Source organism: Ruegeria arenilitoris (assembly GCF_013032445.1).
Taxonomy (GTDB): Bacteria; Pseudomonadota; Alphaproteobacteria; order Rhodobacterales; family Rhodobacteraceae; genus Ruegeria; species Ruegeria arenilitoris_F.
In genome coordinates this window covers 12933-36663 of the sequence record NZ_WQCA01000024.1, presented here as the reverse complement: position 1 = coordinate 36663, position 23731 = coordinate 12933, and the positions used below count along the sequence as shown (strand labels likewise).

Genomic DNA, 23731 nt, shown 5'->3' with positions numbered 1-23731 from the left:
TCTCTCCGAGTGGCGCGGTCTTTGCGCGGAATAAGGGGCAGTCATCCTGTCCTTATAGAGACTGTTGCGCATTTGTCTGGCAGCACCCTACACGGACCTGAAGTCCAAGGCATTGAACCTTGTCGACCGCTGGGATCCCGACCGCGTTCTGATCGAAGATGCGGCAAGCGGAAAACCACTCTTTGACGAGTTGTTCTTTGACGATCGTCGCCGGTACGAACGCATTAAGCCTGACAAGGATAAGGAAACCCGGTTACAGTCAGCTTGTGCACCGGTAGAGGAGGGCAAGGTAAAGTTGCCAATTGATGCGCCCTGGCTGGTGGCATTCAAACGCGAGCTGCAATCCTTTCCGCGTGGGCGCAATGATGATCAGGTCGACAGCGTCTCGCAATTCCTGAACTGGTCCAAAGGTCTGGGCTTCTACCGGGTACTTGGTGGTGTTCACCAGATCAACATCGATTGTCGGGAGCGCAGCCGTGAGCGGGTCAGACGACGGTAGAACAGAAAACAAAGTTCGAGGCCGATAGTCGGCCTTGAACTGCCCAGTGAAACCTTGGTCATTGGGTCCGAAGGGCGGGAAGCGGAAGTTCGCTGCGATTGCGAACTGAAATGACAGCATCTGCGTTAGCGGACCTTGGCGAATGAGTTGAAGCGGGACTGCAAGATCGCACGAGCATCAAATGGAGATTGACGAAGTTGGGACCAAACGCCTACGCAAGTACCGAGGTTGTAGACTTCACTGCAGCCATGGATGCCGGGATATTCGGCATCAATGGAGAGACTGGTGCTGGCAAGACGACCATATTCGACGGCATCTCTTTCGCCCTGTTCGGACAGTCATCGGGAGCAGAACGCTCGGCAGAGGACATGGTATGCCACCACGCCCACGCGGCGGATCTCACTAAGGTCGAGCTCGTCTTTGATCTCGGGACCGAAACTGCCCGCCAATTTCAATGATGCATAACTATCCAGAAAGTTTGCGACATGTATGGACATCCCCCTTTGGGCAAGAAGAATCTTTGGCCGGTAATTCGCGTCGTCGGGTGCTGACATGTATGCGGCCTCATAGTGCGGCCTTCACATGCCGCGGGCCCGTATGGAGTTCTCAGATCAGGTCCAATTCAGAACCACGTGCTCGAAGCACTGTGTCGCAAGCTGGTTTTCCCGACCCGGTCTCATCGACTGTTGCGCCTTACCTTCCGTTTGACCTTCCCACGCCTCCGGGATCAGATCGTTTGCACGGCTCTAACGTGTAACGATTGATCCCGGTATGCTTCGCCATGTGCCATCAACGCCCAGACAATCCGTGCCATTTTGTTAGCCAGTGCTACCCTGACCAACATGGGTGGCTTGCGCTCCAGCATCCTTGCGAGCCAGGATCCCGGGACGGCTCCTTTTTGCTCGGCCCATCTAACCACGGCGCTGGCTCCAATAATGAGGAGGCGCCGCAACGTCCGGTTGCCCATCTTTGACGTGCGCCCCAGGCGCTGCTTACCGCCAGTCGAATGCTGGAGTGGGGTTAAGCCTACCCATGCCGCAAAATCGCGCCCCCGTCTAAAGGTCGAAGGTGGTGGCGCAAGTGCAGCAATCGCTGTCGCAATAATCGGGCCAACGCCTGGTATCGCGGTCAACCTCTGACATGTTTCATCTTCCCTCGCACGCTGTGCGATTTGCGCCTCCAACTGTCTGATACGGACATTCAAAACTTCAAGCGTATCGACAAAGATGCTCAAGAGAGGGCGGGACATCTCCGGCAGTTCAATGCTCCCGTCTTCGACCGCAGAAACAAGCTTACGTACGTGTGTTGGGCCTTTCGCAACAACAAATCCGAATTCGGATAGGTGGCCGCGCAAGGCATTGATAATCTGCGTGCGTTGCCGGACCAACAGATCCCGCGCTTTGAAAGCCAGGGCTGCAGCCTGATTGTCTTCGCTGCGGACCTGCACAAACCGCATAGTTGGTCGCAGGGCTGCCTCGCAAATGGCTTCAGCGTCGATCAAATCACTCTTGCTGCGTTTCACAAACGGTTTGACATATTTGGGCGCGATCAAACGAACCGTGTGTCCGAGTGCTTCAAATTCTCGGCCCCAATAATGGCTCCCGGAGCAAGCCTCCATCGCAATGGTGCACGCTGGCAGTTCCGCAATGAACGATAGAAGCTTGTTGCGTCTGAGTTGTTTGCGAAACACCACCTCGCCCGTGGAGCTGCAACCATGAAGTTGAAACACATTCTTCGCAAGATCGATGCCGACAAGGTCCAAATCCGCCATTTTGCTAACCTCCTGATGGTTTCCATCTCCAAAACCTACCAGATGAGAGATCAGGGGATGTCCATTCCATCAGAACCGTTGAAAGAGCTGGAAAATGACCCAGCCAAGGCAGCGGCCGTCAGTTGAAGGGTCCACCCAGAACGCGGGCAGGCGCTTGGGCCTGCCCGAGAAGCCTGGGTCAGGCACGCACCATGTGCCCGCCATCCACGTCCAAAATCGCACCGGTGAGAAAACCGTTGGTCATGGCCATGACGGCAGTCTGAGCGATCTCTTCTGCCTTGCCCACACGACCGACCGGCAGCGCCTTGCCCACCTGAGCGTACATGCCTGCCCGGTCCGCCTCGGACATGTCTGCATAGGCCTTGGTTGCCACCATGCCGGGGCTGATACAGTTCACCCGCGCCCTGCCCGCCAATTCCTGCGCCAGCCCTTTGGCAAGCGCTTCGACCGCGGCATTCACTGCGCCAAGACCGGTGGCGCCTGCCGAAGGCCGGCGGCTGAGCACGCCCGAGAATAATGTGATCGACGCGCCCTCTGCCAGATAGGGCAAAACCTCGCGGGCCGTCACATAAGGCCCGGTGAACTTGGCGTCGAACATGGCGCGCAGATCAGTGGTGGGCAAGTCGGCAAAGGCCCCATGTGCAGCGCTGGACGCTGAAATGACCAGATGGTCGACTGTGCCCAATGATGTGGCCCAGACCCTGATGCCGGGCTCATCGGTCATATCGACAGGGGAGGTTGTTACGTTTCCGCCAATCTCCGAAGCTACTGCGCTAAGCTTGGCCACGTTCCGGCTGGCAATGGTGACTTGAGCCCCCATGCCAACCGCCATCTGCGCGGTGGCCTTGCCCATACCACTGCCGCCTCCGACAACGACGACGTGCTTTCCGGCCAGAGCGGCTTTGAATGGATTGGTCATGGTCTTCTCCTGTTTCACCACATTCGGTTAACGAACGCGGGAGATTACTTGGTGTTACAGAGATAGATCGCGGAAGTTCATAGTTGAAATAGATTTATCGCATTTGTTAAATTGACAACATGAATGTAAATGCACTAGATCTGAACCTTCTCAAAGCTTTCGATGCCCTCTATCAGGAACGCCATGTGGGAAACGCCGGGGCGCGGATCGGGCTGGCGCAACCGTCGATGAGCAACGCGCTCAACCGGTTGCGGGCACAATTTGATGATCCGTTGTTCCAGCGTAGCCCTGGCGGCATGATGCCGACCGAGCGCGCCGAGGAATTAGCCCCTCAAATCCGTCTGGCGCTGGACCTTGTCTCGAATATGCTGACACCGGCAGAGTTTGACCCGATGAAGTGTGGCGACCGGGTGACCATCGCCGCCGCAGATCTGGTTGTTTTGACACTTGCGCCGTTGGTGATGAAACACCTTGAACATGCCGCCCCAAATCTACGGGTCAGTTTCGCACCTTTGGACAAGGCAAGATCTCTGGCGGAACTGGAGAACGAAGCCATCGATTTGGTAATCGGTCACTTCGGCCACCTGCCCGCACGACTGCATCGCCGCCCTATCCTGAAGGACGGCTTTGTCTGCATTGCGCGGACCGATCATCCTTACGTGGGGCCTGATCTGACTCTGGACATGTTTCTAAAGGCCCGGCACGCGCTCATGACGTTGAGCCACGATTTTGAAGGCGAGGTAGATCGGATCCTGAAACGTCAGGGGTTACGTCGTAACGTCGTGATGACATGTGCGCAGTTCACGGCCTTGCCGTTAGTCATCGCGTCCTCCGACCTAATCGCAACCGTTCCCGCATCGCTTGGAGACATCGCGCAACGGGCCGGATGCGCGGTGCTGCCTTTACCGATTGAGATGCCGCCGTGGCAATCAGAAATGATCTGGACACAGAAAAGCCAGGCCTCACCATTGGGAAGGTTCCTCGTCGAGGTGCTCGAACAAGCTGTCCTGCCACACCGGCGACCGTAAAGTCATTCCGCTTGCGCACCCGTGCGGGCAAATGCGTCTGCGACGTCCAGCGGCCCTTTCCTGAGCACCGCGTACGACAGCACCAAAACACACCCACGCCCCAAAGCTGCAGTTGCCAGAAACTACGGGTCGGATTTGAAGGTAGCACCCTGCGAAGGCTCAGATACCGAATTTGATCCGGTCAGACCTGTCAGTACGAAATCCGCTGTGCTCGGACTGCTTGCAAAAGGCAGGTCGTAAACAATCGCCAACCGGCTCAGGGCTTTGACATCCACGTCATGTGGCATCGGCGACATCGGATCGATGAAAAAGAACAGACCGTCCAGCCGGCCCTCGCAGATCATCGCGCCAAGCTGCTGATCGCCTCCCAACGGGCCGCTGTTCAGCGCGGTGACCTGAAGTTCAGGCAAGGCGGCGCTGATGCGGCCACCGGTGGTTCCGGTGGCGAACAGCTGCGCCCGGCGCAGCGTGTCAGCGTGGGACCGGGCCCATTCGACCATCAGGTCTTTCTTGGCGTCATGGGCAACCAGCGCCAGTTTCAGCGGTCTACCTGATGAATTGCTCGACATAATCTGTCCCCAAACCAACCTCTTCATAGTGATTACGGCACATGTCGATCTTGGTAAAGACGTCCTCGTAGCCCATGGTTTTGCCCCATGGATCGACATAGAGCATCACGCCGTTGACCTGGAAATAGGTGATCATCTCATCGACATCATCGGGCACAACCAGCGTGTGGGTTTCGCCCGGCGGCTCGAACACATAGCCGCCTTCCTGCGCCACCCAGTCATGTTCCAGATAGTGCCAGCGGCCTTTCAGAACAAAGCCGTGAACGGGCTGCGGATGCCGGTGCCGCGACAGAACACCGGATTTCCGCACCCGCAGCAGGTTCATCCAATATCCCTGCGACCGGTTCAGGCACAAAGGCCGGAACGAGACGTTTTCGGTTTGCGGCACCCAGACGCGCTCATCCTCGGCCACAGCGTCGGGAATGACGATTTCCTCCTGCGCATCCTTTGGAAAAGGCAGTTGGTAGGGCATTCTGGGATCGTCGTCCTGTCCTTGTACTGGCATCAGAGGTCCTCCTCACATTGCAGAATAGCCGCCGTCCACGGGATAGACGGCTCCGGTCACGAAGGCGGCCTCATCCGACAGCAGCCACGCGGCCAGTGCGCCCACTTCCGCAGGTTTACCCCAGCGGTCCAGCGGTGTCCGACCCAGGATCGGCTGGTTGCGGGCCGGATCGGCGCGCAGGGCCTCGGTCATTTCGGTTTCGATCCACCCCGGGGCAACCGCATTGACGCGTACGCCGTCTACGGCCCATTTTCCGGCCAGCGCCTTTGTCAGTTGCGCCACCCCGCCCTTACTTGCGGAATAGGCCGGGACCAGAGGCCCACCGAAATAACTGAGCATCGAGGCCGTGTTCACGACCGCCCCGCCCGACGCGGCCAGCAGGGGCTGCGCAGCCAGACAACAGCGCATGGTCCCGGTCAGGTTGATGTCGATCACCGTTTCAAAGGTCTCGATCTCGTATTCCGCACCGCGGGCCAGAACGCCTGCGCAATTGGCCAGTCCGTCGAGGTGCTCAATCTCTCCAAAGAACACGGTTACGGCCTGAGTATCCCGCACATCCAATTGCGCGCAAATGTCGTCAGGGTGTTGCGAGGCATAGGCCGAAACCTCGTCAGCCCCGACGCCGGTTGCGGTGATACGCCATCCCTTGCGGCGCAACTCGCCCGCGATACCAGCGCCAATGCCGCGGGTTCCACCAATAACAACGGCGTGTTTCAAGGGTCAGTCTCCTTCCGCAAGAAACGCCTCGACCGCGTCTTTGCGAGGCATTGGGGCAACTGCACCGTACCCTTGGGTCGAAAGGGCGGCCGCGGCGTTGGCATAACGTGCGGCCTGAAACGGGTCATCACCCGCAACAATACGAGACAGGAAAGCACCGTCAAATGTGTCGCCCGCAGCCGTGGCATCCACCGCCTCGACCTGGCGGCCTTTGACCCGTTCGCGTTTGTCGGGTGTTGCGACCAGAGTGCCCTCGGCCCCCAGTGTCAGCGCGACGATTTTAGCGCCCAGGTTCAGGTAGAAATCGGCAATGGCATCCGGGTCGGACAGGCCGGTCAGTTGCTCGGCGTCGTCCATCCCGGGCAGCGCGATGTCGCACTGCGCCATGGCGGCATGGGTCACGGCCCGCGCTCGTTCGATTGGCCAGAGTTTCAGCCGCAGGTTGGTATCGTAAGAGACCATACCCCCGGCCTCTTTCAACATCCGGATGGCGGCAAACACAGCATCTGCAGCGGTGTCGGAAATCGCTTGGCTGATGCCTGACACATGCAGGATCTTGACCGATTGCAGCGCGGCCACCGGCAGATCATCCGGCCCCATCCGGCTGCTGGCGGACCCGGCGCGGAAATAGCTGAATTCATGCCCGTTCGCGCCGTGGGTCACGAAATACACGCCGGTATGGGCGTCCGAGACCTGACGAACGGTCGAGGTGTCAACGCCTTCAGCCTGCCACAACTCCATGAAGGAATTGCCGAACGTATCCGCCCCGATATGCGTCAAATATCCAACGGATGCCCCCTGTCGCGCGGCGGCGATGGCACAGTTCGAGGTATCGCCGCCATGTCCGGGCAGATAGTTCCCGTCGGGCTGCTGGTTGAACTCCAGCATCGGTTCGCCAAGGCACAGAATATCGGGGGTCATGATCATCTCATCTTTGCTAAAGGGGCCAGCCCCGCTGGGCTGACCAAGGAGTTTGCCAGGATTATTCGGACGTATAGCTTTGCCCGACACCCGGTATTTTCCAGATGCGGAAATTCGGGATTTCGGGGTCTTCAAAGTTCATGTCGCCATCGACCCAGATATGCAGGTGGTTCGAGACCACATACATCTCGCCATCCGGGCCCCATGCCAGCGTGTCGGGCCAGTTCATTTCCGGGTGGTGCACGAAACGGCTGAGCTGACGGGTGGATTCATCGAATTTCATGATCCCATCCAGAGACAACGCGGTCATGTAGATATTACCCGCGTTATCCGCGGTCATCCCGTCAGTGTTCGAGGGCAACACGGCGGCAACCTCAACCGCGTTTTCGATTGCGGTTTCATTGGCTTCGAAATCGCGCAGGACCTCGGTCGGCAGGCTATACAGGTGATTGCCGGTCAGGTTGGTCCAGTACAGCGTTTCCTTGTCGCCCGACAGCGCGATGCCGTCAGCACCTGTACGCATCCCACCATTCTTCAGAACCGGACGGTCGTCGATGTTGAAGAAAAAGTTCGGCTCGTCATTGGTGAAACGATGCTGATCCAGAATACGACGCACCGAGTTGGTGTTGCTGTCATAGACGATCAGACCACCATGCAGCGGGTCACAGAAAATGCCGCTGTCGGCGATATAGGCAAAGCCGGTATCGTTATCGACGGCCAGATCGTTCAGGAAGGAACACTGGCGATCCGCCTCTTCCGCCGTGAAGACATAGCGCTGGATTTCCTTGTTCTCTTTCAGATCCCACAGCACCAGCTTTGCGTCGCCGTCTTCGAACGGCGGGCCAGCCACGTGACCCTGATCCAGAATCCACATCACGTCATTGCGGTCGATCTCGAACCCCAGCACGGCCTTCAGACCATCCGGGTTCGACGTGCCGTTCATATCCTCGGAGGGAAACGCCTCAAGCTCCCACGTGTCTCCGTCTTTGACCAGCTTAGACAGGGTCGAGGGTATCTCGGCCCCGCCCCAGCGCGCGGTTGAGACATAGATGTTGCCCTGACTATCGACCTTGGCGCCCTGAATCAGCGCCTTGCCGAAAATTTCACTGCCCTCCCAGGCGGATTTTGTCGCCTCGTCCTTGACGGCATAGGGCAGACTGTTCCATTCCGCGACGACCTCGGGCCCGTTCGCGAGCGCCGGGGTGGCCAGAACGGCGGTAAGGGCCACCGTGTTGAGCATTCGTTTCAGCATGTATTCCTCCCTTGCTGAGCTCTGGTGTCCCGCAGGTTGTTGCGAGCAACCTGCGGGGCGTTTTAGTATTTTAGATGCGGCCGTATTTCGCCAGACCTTCGCGCAGCGAGCCGCTTTCGATGATCAGACGTGCCTGTTCGGCTTCGCGCTCATCAATCTCGCGCGCCATTTCCAAGATGGTTTCAGCATGCTCACGGGGAACCACAACCGCACCATCGATATCAGCCACGATAATGTCGCCGGGGTGGACAATCACACCGCCCATGTCGACCTCTACATTCGATGCCAGCGTGCGAACGCGACCCAAAGTGGTGCCCGGGTTAACGCAGCGGGAATAAACCGGGAAGTCGTAGTCGCGCTTGATCTCAACCAGATCGCGCACGCCGCCATCCAGAACCGCGCCTTCGTGTTTGTTGGCCACGGCACCGGCGGTCATCAGACCGCCCCACAGCGCCACATCAGTGGTGCCATTGGTTGAGATCACTATGACCGAGCCGGCCTCAGATTCGTCGATGGCGTCCAGCGCGTGCTGCGGCGACAGGAATTCGTCGGTGGGGCCTTCCAGAATTGTTACGGCCGGGCCGACGATCTTCTTTTCGTTGATGCGTGGTTTGATCGAAGCGGGTAAAAAGCCGGTCTTGCCCGCAACCTTGTCCACAGCATCCGCGACGGATGCGGTGGCCACGTCGCGAAACCCGGCAACGAGTTCTTGGGTGTTCATGAAAGTATCCTCTTACGTTGGGAAGATTGAAAGGATGCGGCCGAGAGGGCCGCGTTGATTTCTGCGCGGGCCAGGCTGATGTGCCCGGCCTCAAGCGCCCGGGCGGGCAGCAGGTTTCCACCCATGCCGACGCAAAGCGCGCCGGCGTTCAGATAGGATTGCGCGGTGTCAGGAGACACGCCGCCGGTCGGCATCAGGGCGAGGCCGGGAAACACGGATTTGACGGCTTTCAAGAAGCCGGGCCCACCGGCAGCATCGGCCGGATAAATCTTGATCACCGCGGCGCCATTTTCGACATGATGGTGAACCTCGCCCGGGGTCATTGCGCCGGGCAGATAGGGCACTTTTGCGGCCCTGACTTCCCGCGCGGCAGCATCGCTCCAACACGGAGAGACAACAAACTCGGCACCGGCCGCCAACACCTTGTCAGCCTGACCAGCGTCAAGAACTGTTCCGGCGCCGGTACAAATTTCAGGATGGCGTTGGCGCAGTTCGGCGATCAGGGCAGCGGCATCCGGAACCGTAGTGGTGATCTCCAATGCGCCAATTCCGGCCTCGGCCAGCAGGTCGCAGGCCGTCAAAGCGATCTCAGGGTCGCTGTGGCGGATCACCGGGACAATTTGCGCCGATCGTAGGGTGCTGACCAAATCTACCATTTGTTCACCCAATGATCGGGATGCTCATCGTTCAGAACCCTTGCGACCTCGCGCGCCGCGCATCGCTGCAGCACCGCGACCGAGCGCTCGGAATACCAGGCGGCATGGTCCGAAACGATGGTGTTGCGGCTGTGCAGCAGCGGATTGTCCGGCGCGACCGGTTCCTGTTCGAACACATCGATACCGGCGCCGAAAACCCGCCCCTGGTTCAGGGCATCGGCCAGCGCCGCCTCATCTACCAACCCACCGCGAGAGACGTTGATCACGACCGAGGTCGGTTTCATCAGCGCGATGTGACCGGCGTCCAGAATATGCCGCGTCTCGGGTGTCAGCGGCGCGTGGAGGCTGATGACGTCAGCGGTCTTGCACAGGTCGGCCAGGTCAACTTTATGCACGTCCGCCGCATCCGCCGCATCGTCCGTCAGGTAGGGGTCGAACACCAGAACCGATGTGAACCCTAGCGCCCGGAATTTCTGTGCCGCCTGTAATCCGATCTTGCCGCAGCCGATCAAGCCCAGAGTGGCGTTTTCGCGACCAGGTATCTGGGCAGCTTGACCAATGCCCCACTGACCCTGCCGCACCTCGCCGTCGCGGGACGGAATGCGCCGCTGCACCGCCAGATACAGGGCCAGCGCGTGTTCGCTCACTTCGGTTTCGGCGCCGTAATCGGGTACATTGGCAACATAAATCCCGCGCGACCGCGCGTAATCCAGATCGATATTGTCGACGCCCACCCCATAGCGGACGACGACTTTCAGGTTCGGGCAGGCATCGATCACCGCCGCATCCACGGTGCGTTCCCGCACCAGGATGGCGACCGGGTCCAGCGCCTGCAATGCCGGGACCGCCTCAGTCTCCGGTTTGACCGGCGCGATCTGAGCGCCCTGCGCCGCCAGCACCGAGGCCTCGGTGTCATAGGTGGCGTAGCCGGGTTCAAGGATTGCTATGGTCTGTCGGGTCATGTGACGGTCCCTCGGCATGGGTTACTGAGCCTGGTAGGCCGCAACGGCGGCGTCGAGGCGGTTCGGCCAGTCTTCACCAATCTCGCTGACGATGTATTCGCGCACGGCGGGCTGGGCTGCGGCACGGAACTGGGCCTTCTGCTCGGGGCTGACAGGGATAACTTCCATGCCTTTTTCCGACAGGATCGTGGTCGCGTTTGCGTCCTGCGCGGCGGTCATGCCGCGGTGGATCGTCTTCGAAATCTCAACGCATTGCTCGACCGCTTTCTTCTCGTCATCGGTCAGGCTTTGGTAGAACATGTCCGACATCAGATATGCGTGCCAACTGAACACATGCCCATCCAGCGAGACATATTTCTGGTGCTGGTAGAGCGAGGCGTTGACGATATTGGTCACGCCGTTTTCCTGACCGTCCACAACGCCCTGTTGCAACGCGCCGGGCAGTTCAGGCCACGGAACCGGGGTTGCCGAGGCACCCAGGCTTTCCACCAAAGTTACCCAGACCGGCGCGGTCATGACGCGCATTTTCAGGCCTTCCATATCGGCCGGCTCGGCCACGGGTTTGACGTTGTTCGTAAAGTTGCGCACGCCGTTGTCGGCCACACCAAAGTTGCGGATGCCGGTCTGGGCCAGCATGTCTTCGGCCAGCGCGTCGCCGAATTCGCTGTCCATCACCGCCCAGGCCATGGCCTGATCGTCGAACAGGTAGGGCATCGCCAGAACCGAGAACGGCTTGTAGACGGCCGAGATCGGGCCATCATGAATGGCGGCCATCTGAATCGTGCCCAGTTGCAGACCCTCCATAATCTCGGACCCGCCGCCCAGTTGCGAGGCCGGAAAGATCTGCACGTCGATCGAGCCCGAGGTCTTGCCCTCGACACAGGCCTCGAAAGCCAGCGCGGCGGCGTGTTTGGGCGAGCTCAGGTCAGCGGCCTGAAAATGCGCGTATTTCAGTTCCTTGGCCGAGGCAGCGCCCGCCGCGGTCATCGCAACAACAGCCGTGGCCGTCATCAGTTTCGACATGGTTTTCATGAGGTTCCTCCCTTTCATGTCAGTTCGCAAATCCAAATAAGTTGGGGATGAAGGTGCTGACGCTTGGCACGAGGATGACCAGCAAAAGCACTACGAGTTCAGCCAGCAGCAGCGGCAGCACCGCCTTTGAAAGCCGTTCGATTTTCAGTTGTCCGACAGTGGCGATCACAAACAGCACCGGGCCGACCGGCGGGGTGATCATGCCGATGGTCAGGTTCAGTACCAGCATCATGCCGAATTGCAGCGGGTCGATCCCGGCGGAATAGGCGATGGGGCCGAGGATCGGCGGAATAGGCGATGGGGCCGAGGATCGGCGTCAGGATGATCAGCGCGGGCAGCGTGTCGATGAAGAACCCGCAGATCAGGGCAAAACCGGCCAGAATGAACAGGATGCCCAGACGGTTCTCGGTGATCTGGGTGATCAGTTTGGCCAGTTCCTGCGGAATCTGCAGGTAGGTCAGCAGCCAGGCAAAGATCGACGCCATCGCCACGATCAGAAAGACCGAGGACGTCACCACCGCCGCCCGCACGAAGGCCGCGTAAAGCGTGCGAATAGTGAAGGCCCGCAAGAGGAAGCCCAGAAACAGCGCGTAGGCCGAGGCCACGGCCCCCGCCTCGGTCGGGGTGAAGACGCCAAACAGGATGCCGCCCAGAATGATCGCGGGCATGATCAGGGCCGGAATGGCCGTCAGGGTTGCGCTGCGCAACTCGATCAGGGTCGCGCGGTGCTCGCGCCCGCGATAGCCATAGCGGGTGGACACGATATGGTTGGCAACGGCCAGCGCGACGCCCAGCAGAACACCCGGCACGATCCCGGCCAGAAACAGCCCCGCAACCGTCACGCCGTTGGTCGAGATCGCAAAGATCACGGCGAGAATGGATGGCGGGATGATCGGCCCGATGGTGGCCGTTGCGGCGGACAGGGCACCGGCATAGTTCTTTTCATACCCGGCCTCGCGCATCATCCGCATGACGATGGCCGAAGGCCCCGCCGCGTCCGCCAGCGCCGAGCCGCTGATTCCGGCAAACAGCATGGATACTAGGATGTTCACGTGTCCCAACCCGCCCCGCACATGCCCGACCAGAGCATTGGCGAACCGCAGCAGGGCATTTGTCAGGCCGCAGGCCGTCATCAACTCGGAGGCGAGGATGAAGAATGGCACCGCCATCAAGGGGAAGCTGTCGATCCCGGCGAACATGCGCTGGGTCGCCACAAGCGGGTTCAGCGAACCGTCGATAAAGATTGCCGAAATCCCGGCAATACCCATCGTGAAGGCAACGGGAACGCCTAAAAACAGCGTGGCAAAGAACAGGATGATCAGGGTTTTTGCCATGACTTAGCCCTCGACCTTGTCGCCGTCCGGGCCATGTTCGAACTCCTGATTGACAAAGCGTTTGGCGAAGAAGGCCAGCTGGATCAGGAACAATGCGCAGCCGATTGGGATCGCCAGATAGGGGATGCCCCGTGAAATGCCGGTGGACATGGTTTCTTTGTTCCAGCCGAATTCGACAAACCGGATACCCAGCCAAAGCATCGTTGCCATGAAGCCGAACATGACGATGACGATGCCCCAGCGCAGCAGGCGGGCCAGAGCGTCCGGCAACAGGTCGGGAATAGTGGTGATTGCAACCAGCCGCCCTTCACGCAGGGCAAGCCCCGCACCGCAAAAGGCGCCGAGGATCATCAGATGTCGGGCGACCTCTTCCACCCAGGCAAAAGATGCGCCCAATCCGTACCGCCCGACCACATTGGCAAAGACGATTGCGAAAACCGCAGCCAGTGCCGCAGCGACCAGCGCCCGGTTCAGGGCAACAATCCATGTCTCCAGAACTTGCAAAGACGCCCCTCCCAATGCCGTCTCTCGGTGAGAATCAAACTGGCATACAGTATGCCAACGTGTCAACACTAACACATTGTATGCCAGAGACATCACTGCTACTGTCGACCCGAGGAGAGCGACATGAGCCTATTCAACAGACCGAAATCATTGACGGAATTGGTGACCGAAAACCTGCGTGAACGGATCATCACAGGTGAATTCGAACTGGGTGAGCAATTGTCCGAAGCGCGAATCGCCAAGAATCTTGAGGTCAGCCGCACCCCTGTCCGCGAAGCGATCAACCGGCTCGAGATGGAGGGGCTACTAGTCGTTGAGCCTCAAAGGGGGTCGTTCGTGTTCAATCTGGAACCCGAGGAACTGGCCAAGCTCTGCGATGCCCGTGTCTGCCTTGAGACGACCGCCCTGACGTCAGCTATTCAGGTGAACCCGCAGGCGCTTCATGCCGCGCTCAGCGCCTGCGTCGATCGGATGAAAGAGGCCCGAGGGGCCGGAAACGATGCAGAATACCTGTTTCAGGATACGATGTTCCACCAATGTTTTTTCGACTGCGCCGACAATCGGTTCCTGAATGACGCTTATCAGACGATTGCATTGAAAATGGCGGCATTGCGCAGCCGGTTGGGCTATCACCCGGACCACATGGCAAAGTCCTTCAGGGAACATATTGAGCTGGTCCAATGCGTCGAACAGGGCGACATTGCCAAGGCGCTGGACATCCTGAAGCTTCATATAGACCGGAAAGAAGGGTCCTATTGGAGTGATGCGACACAGCCCGACGGAACAGGATCGGGATAACGTTCGGCCGGTTGAAAGATCGGCGGCGCGCAGCCACGCGATAGCCCCGGCGATACCGGGGCTATATTTGCCAATTGGATCTTGCTCCAAAGCGCGTTGCGTTCCGGCCAGATGATGTGCATCAAAACAGGCCCACAACCGAAGCCCATTTCAGCCCGATCGCCAAATACCCACTGACCTTTGGCTCATCCCCGCATGTCGGCGTCGTACAGAGGGCTGCCCAGTACTTCGGCATCGTAGAACGCGCCGAGGATTTCGACCTGCAGGTTCGTTCCGGGGGTCGCGCATTCGGTAGTGACATATCCCATCGCTATCGATTTTCCCACGCGATGTCCGTAGCCCCCGGATGAGACATAGCCGACGGCCTTGCCGTCTTTAAGAATTGCCTCGTCGTTCGAAACATCGATGCCATCCACGTCGATTGTCATGGTGACAAGTTTGCGAGCGACGCCATCCTCCTTGAAATTCAGCGTAGCCTCTTTGCCGACGAAGTCCTTCTTCCAGTTGATGAAGACATCCATGCCGGATTCGACCGCGTTGAAGTCCGGGCGGAAATCGGTAGTCCACACACCCCAGCCTTTTTCCAGACGCAGCGACATTAGGGCACGCGCACCGTACCAGCGATAGCCCAGATCGGCTCCGGCCTCTTCGATCGCCTCGGCCAGACGCAGCAGATATTGCGGGCGGCAGTAAATCTCAAAGCCCAACTCGCCCGAGAACGAGATACGGTTCAGGATGACCGGCACACCGCCCACGAAGGTCTGGCGCACATCGCGGAACTTAAGCGCGTCGGAACTGACATCGTCACGGGTGATGCGGGCCAACAGCTCGCGCGATTTCGGACCCGAAAGGGCGATGCCGTGCCAATCATCCGAGACGTTGGCATAGGTCACATCCGCAGGCAGGTCCTTTTCGAACCAGCGGCGGTGCGCCTCCTGCATCGCGCCCGAGCCGAACAGCATGAAGTGATCTTCACCGAGGCACGCAATAGTCAGGTCACCATAGAGGCGGCCCTTTTCGGTCAGCATCGGGGTCAGCGCCAGACGGCCGGGTTTCGGGACGTATCCGGCCAGCGTCTTGTTGAGGTAATCACGCGCGCCCGCGCCCTTGAACTCGTGCTTGGCGAAGTTGGCGATCTCAATGCCACCGACGGCTTCTTGCACGGCTTTCACCTCGCGCGCGACATAGTCGTGCGAGCGGTTGCGCTCGAAGGTGGGCGTTTCATGCGCGTCTTCTGGATTGTCCGCGAACCACAGGGCGTTCTCCAGCCCAAAGCCCTGCCCCATCACGGCACCCTTTGCGACCAGACGGTCATAAAGCGCTGTGGTTTTCTGCATCCGGCCCTTGGGCAGGGTTTCGTTCGGGAAAGTCATTACGAAGCGACGCTCGTAGTTTTCCGAGGACTTGATGGTGCCCCAGTCCGGAGTGGCGAACTCGCCAAACCGCGCCACGTCCATCGCCCAGACGTCGATTGAGGGCTCTCCGTCGATCATCCACTCAGCCATGGTCAGGCCTACACCGCCGCCCTGGCAGAAGCCCGCCATAACACCCACGGCGACCCAGTAGTTTTTCATGCCCGGCACCGGACCGATCATCGGGTTGCCATCAGGGCCAAACGTGAACGGCCCGTTGATCATGTCCTTGATGCCAGCTTCACCGATGGTCGGGATACGCTCGAACGACATTTCCAGACGGTCGGCGATGCGGTCGAGATCGGGTTGCAGCAGCTCATGCCCGAAATCCCACGGCGTGCCGTCCACTTTCCACGGGGTCGACTTGGGCTCATAGGTGCCCAACAGCATGCCCTGACGCTCCTGACGGAAGTAAATATTGGCCTCATAGTCGATACCGGCCGGCAGACGGCCCGCTTCGCCCATGCTCTCCATACGTTCAGCGATCAGCGGGATTTTTTCGGTAATCAGATAGTGGTGCTCCATCGGCTGTACGGGCAGGTGGATGCCGGACATGTGGCCAACTTCACGTGCCCACAGGCCACCGCAGTTCACGACCTGCTCAGCGTTGATCACGCCTTTCGGGGTGGTCAGATCCCAGCTGCCATCGGCGCGCTGTTTCATGTCGGTCACGCCGCAATGGGTGAAGTATTGCGCGCCATGCACGCGGGCCGATTTGGCAAACGCATAGGTCGCGCCCGAGGGATCGAGGTCACCGTCCTGCTCGTCCCAGAGGGCTGCGTAATAATGCTTAGGGTCGATCAGCGGGTGACGCTCGGCCAGCTCCTTGGGGCTGATGAACTCCTGATGCAGACCCATGTAGCGCGCTTTCGAGCGTTCACGCTTGAGGTAATCATACCATTCCTTGGTCGAGGCCGCATAGAAACCGCCGGTGATATGCAGGCCGACCGAATGGCCCGAGGTCTCTTCGATCTCTTTATACAGATCAATGGTATAGCTCTGCAGGCGCGAGATGTTGGGGTCCGAACTGATCGTGTGGATCTGACCGGCGGCGTGCCAGGAGGAACCCGATGTCAGTTCGTCACGTTCCAGCAGGACAACGTCTTTCCAGCCAAACTTGGCCAGGTGAAACAGGATCGAACAGCCCACAACGCCACCGCCGATGACGACGACCTTGGCGTGGGACGGGAGCTTTTTGCCGGACGTGCTTTCGTCTTTTTGAATCTCAGGCATAAGTGGTCCTTCTTAGTTCAGGGGCAACCGGCGGAAGCGGCCGGGCATAGCGGGGTCATGGAAATGGTCCAGCGGTCCGTTTTGGGCCAGATGGTTGTGCCAATAAGCAAGGGCATCGCGATCCAGCGTCACGCCGAGGCCAGGACCTTCGGGAACAGGAATCACGTTGTTTTTCTGACGGAAGGGCCCACCTTCGATGACATCGCCGATCTGCCAGCGGAACAGCGATTGCGACGGCTCGGAAATCCACGGCATGGCCGCAGACATTTGCAAATATCCTGCAGTTGCGATCCCGGCGTCACCGGAATAGCACCAGAAGCCCACGCCCATCGCCTCACACGCGCCGATAAAGCGCACGGCGCGGGACATCCCGCCCAGCACGGCAAAGTTGGTCACGATGTAATCCGGTGCCCCCAAGGCGACAGCCTTGCGGATATCCGGCACGTGGGTCGAGATCGGAATGGTGAAGTGACGGCGCAGTTCCGCCATTTCCTCGAACGTGGCAACCGGGTCTTCGTAGTTGCGGATGTTGTAAGGCTCTATCTCGCGGAAGACGCGCATGGCGGTAGGCAGGCTCCACTGCATGTTGCTGTCCAGACGGATCATCGCCTCGCGGCCCAGGCCTTCGCGCAGGGCCTTAACCGTGTCGATCTCAAGCTCGGGGTTGCCGAGGATCAGCTTGCCTTCGAACATGGTGCTGCCGTGTTCTTCGCGCATGCGGATGCAATAATCGGCCACGGCCTCGGGGCTCATCTCACCGCCTTCGTGGAACCCGAAGTATTCGGTGAAGGGGATCTCCTTTCGTACCGCACCACCCAGCAGACGATACAGAGGTTCCCCGGCCACTTTGCCGCGCAGGTCCCATAGGGCAATCTCGATCGCGCCAAAGGCTTTGACCACCGAACTGTCATCGGTGTTCTGAACGATCTGCCAGGGCGGCACGCACAGGCTTTCGCAGCCCGCAATATCCAGCGCATCAGCACCGGTTAGCCGTTCACCCATCGCACGGACCGTATCCACGACATCGACCGAGGGGGCCTCGCCCAGTCCAACGATACCCTGATCCGTTTCAACCTCGATTATGGTCTTCGAGGTGCCCGGGTAATGCCCGCCGGTCCACCACATCGGCTTTTCCAGCGGGATATTGACCGGGGTCGCCCGAAGGCCGGTGATCTTAATACCAGGCATCCGGGATCTCCTCCTTGCGGCGGGTGACATAGGCGGCCAGCTCTTCCTTTTTGGCCTCATCCATTGCGGGTGGCTGATATTCGTTCAGCATCTGGTTCCAGCGCTCATAGGCGCGGTGGCGCATGTCCTTTGATCCACCCTCTTCCCAGCTTTCGACATTCTCACTGTCGCTGAGTTTCGGCTCATAGAACGCAGTCTGATAATTGCGCATGGTGTGGGCGCAGCCCAGGAAGTGACCACCGGCTTCAACCTCTCCGTAAGCGTCGCGGGCAAAGGCCTCTTCGCTGGTGTCCAAACCCTGGCTCAGCACTTTCTGGTACGAGCCCAACCGATCCGCATCCATGATCAACTTTTCAAAGCCGGTGCACAGCCCGCCTTCGAGCCAACCGGCCGAATGCAGCACAAAATTTGCACCCGCAAGCATAGTTGAATGCATGGAATCCGCAGATTCATAAGCCGCCTGTGCATCTTCGATCTTGGACGCAGTCAGCGAACCGCCACAACGCAACGGCAAACCGGCACGGCGGGCAAGCTGACCAATGGCATAGTTCGACATGACCGGTTCGGGCATACCAAAGGTCGGCGCACCGGATTTCAGCGACATCGACGACAGAAAGTTGCCCAGTACAAATGGCGCTCCGGGGCGCAGCAGTTGAACGTAGGCACAGACCATCATCGCCTCGGCCATGGCTTGGGCGACACTGGCTGCGGTGCTGACAGGTCCCATGGCGCCGGACAGGATGAACGGAACAACGATCAGACCCTGACCGCGCGTCGAATATACACGAGCCGACTCGGTGACCACCCGATCCACCAGCAGCGGTGAGTTCGTGTTCACGTTGCCCATGATCACGCAGTTCTCTTCCATGAAATCCGCACCAAAGACGATCTCGGCCATCTCAACGCTATCTTGCGCACGGCTCATCTCGGTGATCGCGCCCAGATGCGGTTTATCGCTCAGCGTCATATGCGCAAACATCATGTCCAGATGGCGCTTGCTGACCGGAACGTCACAGGGCTCGCAGGTGACAAACCCTCCATGATGCAGGTTCGGGTGCATATAGGTCAGCTTGACCAGCTTCTCGAACGACTCGATATCGCCATATCGACGGCCGCCTTCCAGATCGCGCACAAAAGGCGCGCCATAGACCGGGGCAAAGACCTGATTGCCATCCCCGATCACCACCGAACGCTCAGGGTTGCGCGCGACCTGTTCGAAACTTTTGGGCGCCTTTGAACACAAATCGCGTATCCAACTGGCGTCGGCACGAACAATGTCACCATTGATTTGAGCACCCTCACGACGCCATAATTCCAGCGCCTCGGGGTCATCGCGGAACGCGATCCCCACATTCTCGAATATCCAGTCGACCTGCGCCTCAAGTCGGTTCAGATCCTCGTCGTTCAGAGGGTCAAAATAGGCCAAACTGCGCTGGATATAGGGGGATGCCGGAACCGAAACCGGTTCTGAACTGCGGGACCGGGATTGACGTGTGCGCCGAGCCATTATGAGTCACTCCAATATTTCGCGTGATACTACCCTCATGAAAACAGCGTTGTGACGCTTGAAAAATTGTATGATTTGCATAAACACAGATTATGCAAGAACTCTGGAAGCAACTGGGGTCACCCCGCCATCTGGTCGTCTTCGAGGCCGCCGCCCGCCTGCAATCTTTCACGCGAGCGGCGCAGGAGCTTAACGTGCAGCAACCGGCGGTCAGTGCTTCAATTAAGCAGCTTGAAACATCGCTTGGTGTTGTGCTGTTTCGGCGCAGCCATCGCCGGATCACTTTGACAAATGCGGGAACTCGTCTGTTTGCCGACGTCACCCGCGCCTTCGAGATGCTGTCACATTCCGCCGCCTCGATCCGGCAGTTTGCCAGCAATGATCACGTCACGCTCAGCGCCTCTTCGGCGTTCAACAATTACTGGCTGGTGCCTCGCATCGCGTCTTTTCAGCAAAACCACCCCGATATCGACCTGCGCCTGCAGTCCAGTGACCGGGAACCGGACCTGACCGTTGAAACCATCAGCCTTGCGGTGCGGCTAGGCGATGGCAACTGGCCGGATTGCGAGGCGCGGCTGATATCGGACGAGGTGATCTACCCTGTTGCCTCGCCCCGCGTCATGGCTGCGGCAGTGACCCTGCGCAGTGTGCCGGGCCTGCTGAACCAACGTCTCATTCATCTGGAAGAACCCATCCGCGAACGCCCCTCGTGGGATCAATGGTTCCGCGAGTTCGGCATCACCGAGGTCACGCCCCGCAGTGGTCTGCGCCTGAACGACTATGCCCTGGTTCTGCAGGCGGCAATGGCGGGCGAAGGGTTTGCCTTCGGCTGGCACCACATTGTCGGCCCACTGGTTCAGCAAGGTATCCTGGCGGCGCGGCCGGAATGGACGTGGAGAACCGGAAAGGGGTTTTATCTGGTCTGGTCCAAGTCCCGCCCCCTGACGCCAGAGGCCGAGGTTGTCCGCGATTGGATTCTGTCCGCCCGGACCGTCGATTGAAACCGCTATCCGGCATCCGCAAGGCATTCATCCGCAAATGGCTGCGCCACCGCAGGCCAGAACGGCAGCTTGCGTTTGGTCAGTGCAAGGTTGTGGAACGCCGGCTGGGTGCCGCCGGGGCTGGCAACCTGCAGGATGTGATCCGAGATTTGGCTGAACGTGCCGTAGAAGTGGAACAGGGACTTCACCGCCACCACCGATTTCTCGGCCAACCGGATACCGATCTGCTCAAAGGCTTCAGGGTGGTAGACCTGAACGCGCAGGTCGTTGACCAGCAGGTCGATATCGCCCTCCAGGCGCAACCAGACCACGGTGCCCATGGGTTCAAGACCGGTGCCAAGATGCTGACCCAGGCCCGTCTGAATGTTCATAACCTGTGCGGTCAGGTCGATGGGGTCGCCCGAAACCACACCCGTTTTCCCACCAAGCCGAAGCGTCAATCGGCTGCCGATGCCCGCGTCCTGACAAATACGCACCACTCCGGGATCCCAGAACAGGCCGCTGGCAAAATTCGTCATTCCGTGCGCCATCATGGCATTCAGCAAGTGGGTAGCATCGCCCGGCGCACCGCCGCCGGAATTGTCACCCATATCGGCCAGGACACACAGCCCGGAACGCGTGCCAACCTGTTCAAGAGCCTCGGAGATTGGCAGATACCGCGTGGTCACCTCGTAGCGCTGATCAAAGAAGCGCCGGCCCAACTCCTCGGCGATTTGCGCGGCCAGATGTGGTTGGTCATCTGTAATAACCAGCATCCGCGCGCCAACATCTTCGACATCTGCCCAGGGAAATCCGTGACTCAGTGAAACCGACAGCACGCCGGGTCCGAGCTGAGCCGCGGCCATCTCAGTCACAAAATCTTTCATCGCCCCGGCTTTGGTCAGATAGAGGTTCACCATACGGGTATCAAAATACGCCATCTTAGGCGTGATTTCGCCCGCATGTGCCCGCCGGGCCAGATCGAACAACTCGACCGCACAGGCCGTTGCATCGTCATGCGGATATTCCCTGAAATGAACGATCAGATCACTGGCTTCCAGCATCTTTTCCGTCAGGTGAGAATGCAGATCCAGCGAAACCCCAATCGTTGCCTCCGGACACAAGGCGCGCGCGCGGGCCAGAAGGTCGCCCTCGCAATCCTCGATATGCTCGGCCACCATCGCGCCGTGAAGCTGCAACAGGATGATATCTGCCCCGCCACATTCTGCCAGATCAGACAGAATCTCACCGCTCAGCGCGTCATAACAACTGCGCGTGGTCGGCCCGGCGGGCTCCGCTACAGCGGTCAGGCTTTCGATGACCTGCCAGCCCAGAGCTTCGGCCTTATCACGCCACACATGCAGTGCCTCGGTCATTAGGTTTGGCGGCTCTTGGGTCGCCGCACCATGGCGCAGGAAATAATCCTCAAAACCTGACATCGCGGTCGGCATGGTGCAAAACGTGTTTGTCTCGGTCGACAAAGTGGCAATGAAAAGTTTCATGAATTTCCTGTCCCCAACACGTCAGAGGACGACTGCAAGAGCCATCCTCTGATCCCTGGCGATGTTATCGCGCTATTCGGCTTTCCACCAACGCTCCATAAAGCTGCTTCCATCCAAATCCAGATTCGAGCAGAATTTCTCGGGCGTGCCGACACTTGGGCGCGTGGCAAAGACGTATGAGGCAAACATCGGGATCGCGACACCGCCCTGATTGGCCACGATATCCTGCATCTCACCATACATCTGGCGGCGCTTGTCGGTGTCCAGCTCAGCCCGAGCCTCAACCAGAATCTTGTCGAATTTCTCATGCGACCAGAGAGATTCGTTCCACGCCACACCGGATTGGAACGCCAATGAGAACATCAGATCCTCGACCGGTCGCCCGGCCCAATAGCTGGCGCACCAGGGCTTTTTCGTCCAGACCTCGGACCAATAGCCATCATTGGGCTCACGTTTGACGGAAACGTTGATCCCGCATTTCGCCGCCGAGTTCGAAATCAGCGTCGCCGCGTCCACCGCGCCGGGGAAAGCGGCATCCGAAGACGAGAGTTCGACATCCAGCGAGTCCAATCCAGCCTGTTTCAGGAAGTATCTGGCCTTGTCCGGGTCGAAAGTCTTTTGCTCCAGCTCGGCATTGAAATACTTCTGACCAGACCCGATCGGATGGTCATTGCCGACCTCGCCATAACCCAGCAAAATCTTGTCAACCAGTTCCTGCCGGTCGATGCCCCATTTGATCGCCTGGCGGATATTGTTGTCGTCAAAAGGCGCGGCATTGGTCAGCATCGGGAAGGAATAATGCTGCGTACCGGCAACCGAATGCAGCGTAACGTTTGGATCACGCGAGACAAATTTGGCCGTCTTGGGGTCAACCTTGTCCGCAATGTCGACCGACCCCGCCGAGAGTGCCGCCATACGTGCGGTTGTATCCAGCAACACCAGAAGTTTCCATTCGTCCACATGCGCGACATCAGGGTTCCAGTGGTTCACGTGACGGGCCAGATCCGCCGAGATCCCCGGCTGGAAATCCTTTAGTTGATAGGCTCCGCAGCCAATGCCGGATTGCCAGTCAATACTGTCACCATCGGCCGGAAGGATGGCAAAACGGTAATCGCTGAGAATTGCCGGGAAATCCGCATTGCCGCCTTCAAGTTCAAAAACGATGGTCTGTGGCCCGTCTGCACGCAGGTCCTTTACACCGGCCAGCAGAGGCGCCCCGGTCGAGGTTGAACCTTCACCACGGTGAAAATTGATCGAGGCAATCACGTCCTCGGTCGTCACCGTGCGGCCATTGTGGAACTCGACCCCGTCGCGCAGTTCGAAGGTCCAGACCGACGCGTCCGGCGATGCCTCCCAAGACTTCGCAAGCGATGGCTGCACGTTGCTGTCCGCGTCAATCGCGGTCAGGAAGCCGTTCATGCCCAGGCTAAGCGGGATCAGAAAACCCGCTGAGATCTGCCCAGGATTGAGCTGCTCGGTCGTCCCGCCGTGACCGATCCCGGCAATCATGCTTCCGCCTTTTTGGGGCGTCGCCGCGATCGCGCGATCCGCCAAAAGCGTCGCTGCACTGACGGTCATGCCGGTGGCCAGAACACCACGCATGAATTGACGGCGATCCACCTGACGCAATTGCAGACGCTGTTCCATCTGCCGCACGTATTGAAACTTATCCATTGATTGACCTCCCCTGGGTGTCCTTCTGTTGCCCGCAAGATCACGCA

General features: G+C 59.2%; 23 protein-coding genes and 1 pseudogene. 5 read left to right on the top strand and 19 right to left on the bottom strand.

From position 1 onward, the window contains the following. Window positions 1–112: 112 nt before the first annotated feature. Window positions 113–499 carry a hypothetical protein gene (locus tag GOW98_RS22250; RefSeq protein WP_170336197.1) on the top strand — a complete coding sequence of 129 codons (387 nt, stop codon included), beginning with the start codon at window positions 113–115 and terminating at the stop codon, window positions 497–499. Window positions 500–687: 188 nt separating this feature from the next. Next, window positions 688–957, top strand: coding sequence for an AAA family ATPase (locus GOW98_RS22245; protein ID WP_254438127.1), 270 nt, complete (start codon window positions 688–690; stop codon window positions 955–957). A gap of 269 nt (window positions 958–1226) precedes the next feature. Here GOW98_RS22245 and GOW98_RS22240 read toward each other — a convergent pair whose 3' ends face one another. Together GOW98_RS22240 and GOW98_RS22235 are read right to left on the bottom strand one after the other, a co-directional pair. Then, window positions 1227–2270, bottom strand: a complete 1044-nt coding sequence (locus tag GOW98_RS22240) for an IS110 family transposase (protein WP_170336195.1) — start codon at window positions 2268–2270, stop codon at window positions 1227–1229. A gap of 178 nt (window positions 2271–2448) precedes the next feature. Further along, window positions 2449–3189 carry an SDR family oxidoreductase gene (locus GOW98_RS22235; RefSeq protein WP_170336193.1) on the bottom strand — a complete coding sequence of 247 codons (741 nt, stop codon included), beginning with the start codon at window positions 3187–3189 and terminating at the stop codon, window positions 2449–2451. A 119-nt stretch (window positions 3190–3308) separates the two neighbouring features. Here GOW98_RS22235 and GOW98_RS22230 point away from each other — a divergent pair, with 119 nt between their 5' ends. Continuing rightward, window positions 3309–4217, top strand: coding sequence for a LysR family transcriptional regulator (locus GOW98_RS22230; protein ID WP_170336191.1), 909 nt, complete (start codon window positions 3309–3311; stop codon window positions 4215–4217). A gap of 122 nt (window positions 4218–4339) precedes the next feature. On the opposite strand, the gene GOW98_RS22225 is transcribed toward GOW98_RS22230, so the two are convergent. The 12 genes and pseudogenes from GOW98_RS22225 to GOW98_RS22175 all read right to left on the bottom strand — a co-directional run bounded on the left by GOW98_RS22225 (window position 4340) and on the right by GOW98_RS22175 (window position 13390). Continuing rightward, window positions 4340–4786, bottom strand: coding sequence for a methylglyoxal synthase (locus tag GOW98_RS22225; RefSeq protein ID WP_170336189.1), 447 nt, complete (start codon window positions 4784–4786; stop codon window positions 4340–4342). Beyond that, window positions 4764–5291 carry a 2,4'-dihydroxyacetophenone dioxygenase family protein gene (locus GOW98_RS22220; protein WP_170336187.1) on the bottom strand — a complete coding sequence of 176 codons (528 nt, stop codon included), beginning with the start codon at window positions 5289–5291 and terminating at the stop codon, window positions 4764–4766. Before GOW98_RS22220 ends, GOW98_RS22225 begins: the two co-directional genes overlap by 23 nt. A 12-nt stretch (window positions 5292–5303) precedes the next feature. Continuing rightward, a complete protein-coding gene (locus GOW98_RS22215; protein WP_170336184.1) occupies window positions 5304–6008 on the bottom strand; it encodes an SDR family NAD(P)-dependent oxidoreductase in 705 nt (234 codons plus the stop codon). A gap of 3 nt (window positions 6009–6011) precedes the next feature. Then, window positions 6012–6929: a sugar kinase gene (locus tag GOW98_RS22210; protein ID WP_170336182.1), complete on the bottom strand. Its 918-nt coding sequence runs from the start codon at window positions 6927–6929 to the stop codon at window positions 6012–6014. Window positions 6930–6990: 61 nt separating this feature from the next. Further along, complete coding sequence (locus GOW98_RS22205; RefSeq protein WP_170336180.1) at window positions 6991–8181, bottom strand: L-dopachrome tautomerase-related protein; 1191 nt, start codon at window positions 8179–8181, stop codon at window positions 6991–6993. Between the two features lie 70 nt (window positions 8182–8251). After that, window positions 8252–8902 (bottom strand): RraA family protein, encoded by a 651-nt coding sequence (locus GOW98_RS22200; RefSeq protein ID WP_170336178.1) that lies wholly within the window; start codon window positions 8900–8902, stop codon window positions 8252–8254. Then, window positions 8899–9558 (bottom strand): bifunctional 4-hydroxy-2-oxoglutarate aldolase/2-dehydro-3-deoxy-phosphogluconate aldolase, encoded by a 660-nt coding sequence (locus GOW98_RS22195; RefSeq protein ID WP_170336175.1) that lies wholly within the window; start codon window positions 9556–9558, stop codon window positions 8899–8901. Before GOW98_RS22195 ends, GOW98_RS22200 begins: the two co-directional genes overlap by 4 nt. Continuing rightward, window positions 9552–10520 carry a C-terminal binding protein gene (locus GOW98_RS22190; protein ID WP_170336173.1) on the bottom strand — a complete coding sequence of 323 codons (969 nt, stop codon included), beginning with the start codon at window positions 10518–10520 and terminating at the stop codon, window positions 9552–9554. The genes GOW98_RS22195 and GOW98_RS22190 overlap by 7 nt, the downstream gene beginning before the upstream one ends. Before the next feature lie 21 nt (window positions 10521–10541). Further along, complete coding sequence (locus tag GOW98_RS22185; protein ID WP_217359694.1) at window positions 10542–11552, bottom strand: DctP family TRAP transporter solute-binding subunit; 1011 nt, start codon at window positions 11550–11552, stop codon at window positions 10542–10544. Between the two features lie 19 nt (window positions 11553–11571). Further along, entirely contained in the window at window positions 11572–11781 is a 210-nt protein-coding gene (locus tag GOW98_RS26390) for a TRAP transporter large permease subunit (protein ID WP_367646884.1), read from the bottom strand. A gap of 103 nt (window positions 11782–11884) precedes the next feature. Then, window positions 11885–12820, bottom strand: a pseudogene (locus GOW98_RS22180) (TRAP transporter large permease); the annotation flags it as partial. Window positions 12821–12889: 69 nt separating this feature from the next. Continuing rightward, on the bottom strand, window positions 12890–13390 hold the full coding sequence (locus GOW98_RS22175; protein ID WP_170336171.1) for a TRAP transporter small permease: 501 nt from the start codon (window positions 13388–13390) through the stop codon (window positions 12890–12892). A gap of 123 nt (window positions 13391–13513) precedes the next feature. Here GOW98_RS22175 and GOW98_RS22170 point away from each other — a divergent pair, with 123 nt between their 5' ends. Continuing rightward, the gene (locus GOW98_RS22170) at window positions 13514–14188 is read left to right on the top strand and encodes a GntR family transcriptional regulator (RefSeq protein WP_170336168.1); all 675 of its coding nucleotides are present in this window, start codon (window positions 13514–13516) and stop codon (window positions 14186–14188) included. Window positions 14189–14373: 185 nt separating this feature from the next. On the opposite strand, the gene GOW98_RS22165 is transcribed toward GOW98_RS22170, so the two are convergent. Genes GOW98_RS22165 through GOW98_RS22155 form a run of 3 tightly spaced genes read right to left on the bottom strand, consistent with a single transcriptional unit; the run spans window position 14374 to window position 19528 of the window. Further along, on the bottom strand, window positions 14374–16833 hold the full coding sequence (locus GOW98_RS22165; protein WP_170336166.1) for a GcvT family protein: 2460 nt from the start codon (window positions 16831–16833) through the stop codon (window positions 14374–14376). A gap of 12 nt (window positions 16834–16845) precedes the next feature. Beyond that, window positions 16846–18021, bottom strand: coding sequence for a mandelate racemase/muconate lactonizing enzyme family protein (locus GOW98_RS22160; protein ID WP_217359693.1), 1176 nt, complete (start codon window positions 18019–18021; stop codon window positions 16846–16848). Further along, window positions 18008–19528, bottom strand: a complete 1521-nt coding sequence (locus GOW98_RS22155; RefSeq protein WP_170336164.1) for a trimethylamine methyltransferase family protein — start codon at window positions 19526–19528, stop codon at window positions 18008–18010. The genes GOW98_RS22160 and GOW98_RS22155 overlap by 14 nt, the downstream gene beginning before the upstream one ends. A 92-nt stretch (window positions 19529–19620) precedes the next feature. Here GOW98_RS22155 and GOW98_RS22150 point away from each other — a divergent pair, with 92 nt between their 5' ends. Continuing rightward, window positions 19621–20529 (top strand): LysR substrate-binding domain-containing protein, encoded by a 909-nt coding sequence (locus GOW98_RS22150; protein WP_170336162.1) that lies wholly within the window; start codon window positions 19621–19623, stop codon window positions 20527–20529. A 5-nt stretch (window positions 20530–20534) separates the two neighbouring features. Here the strand turns inward: GOW98_RS22150 and GOW98_RS22145 are convergent, their stop codons facing one another. Then, entirely contained in the window at window positions 20535–22010 is a 1476-nt protein-coding gene (locus tag GOW98_RS22145) for a M81 family metallopeptidase (protein ID WP_170336160.1), read from the bottom strand. 72 nt (window positions 22011–22082) lie between these two features. Further along, a complete protein-coding gene (locus GOW98_RS22140) occupies window positions 22083–23684 on the bottom strand; it encodes an ABC transporter substrate-binding protein (RefSeq protein WP_254438125.1) in 1602 nt (533 codons plus the stop codon). Window positions 23685–23731: the final 47 nt, after the last annotated feature.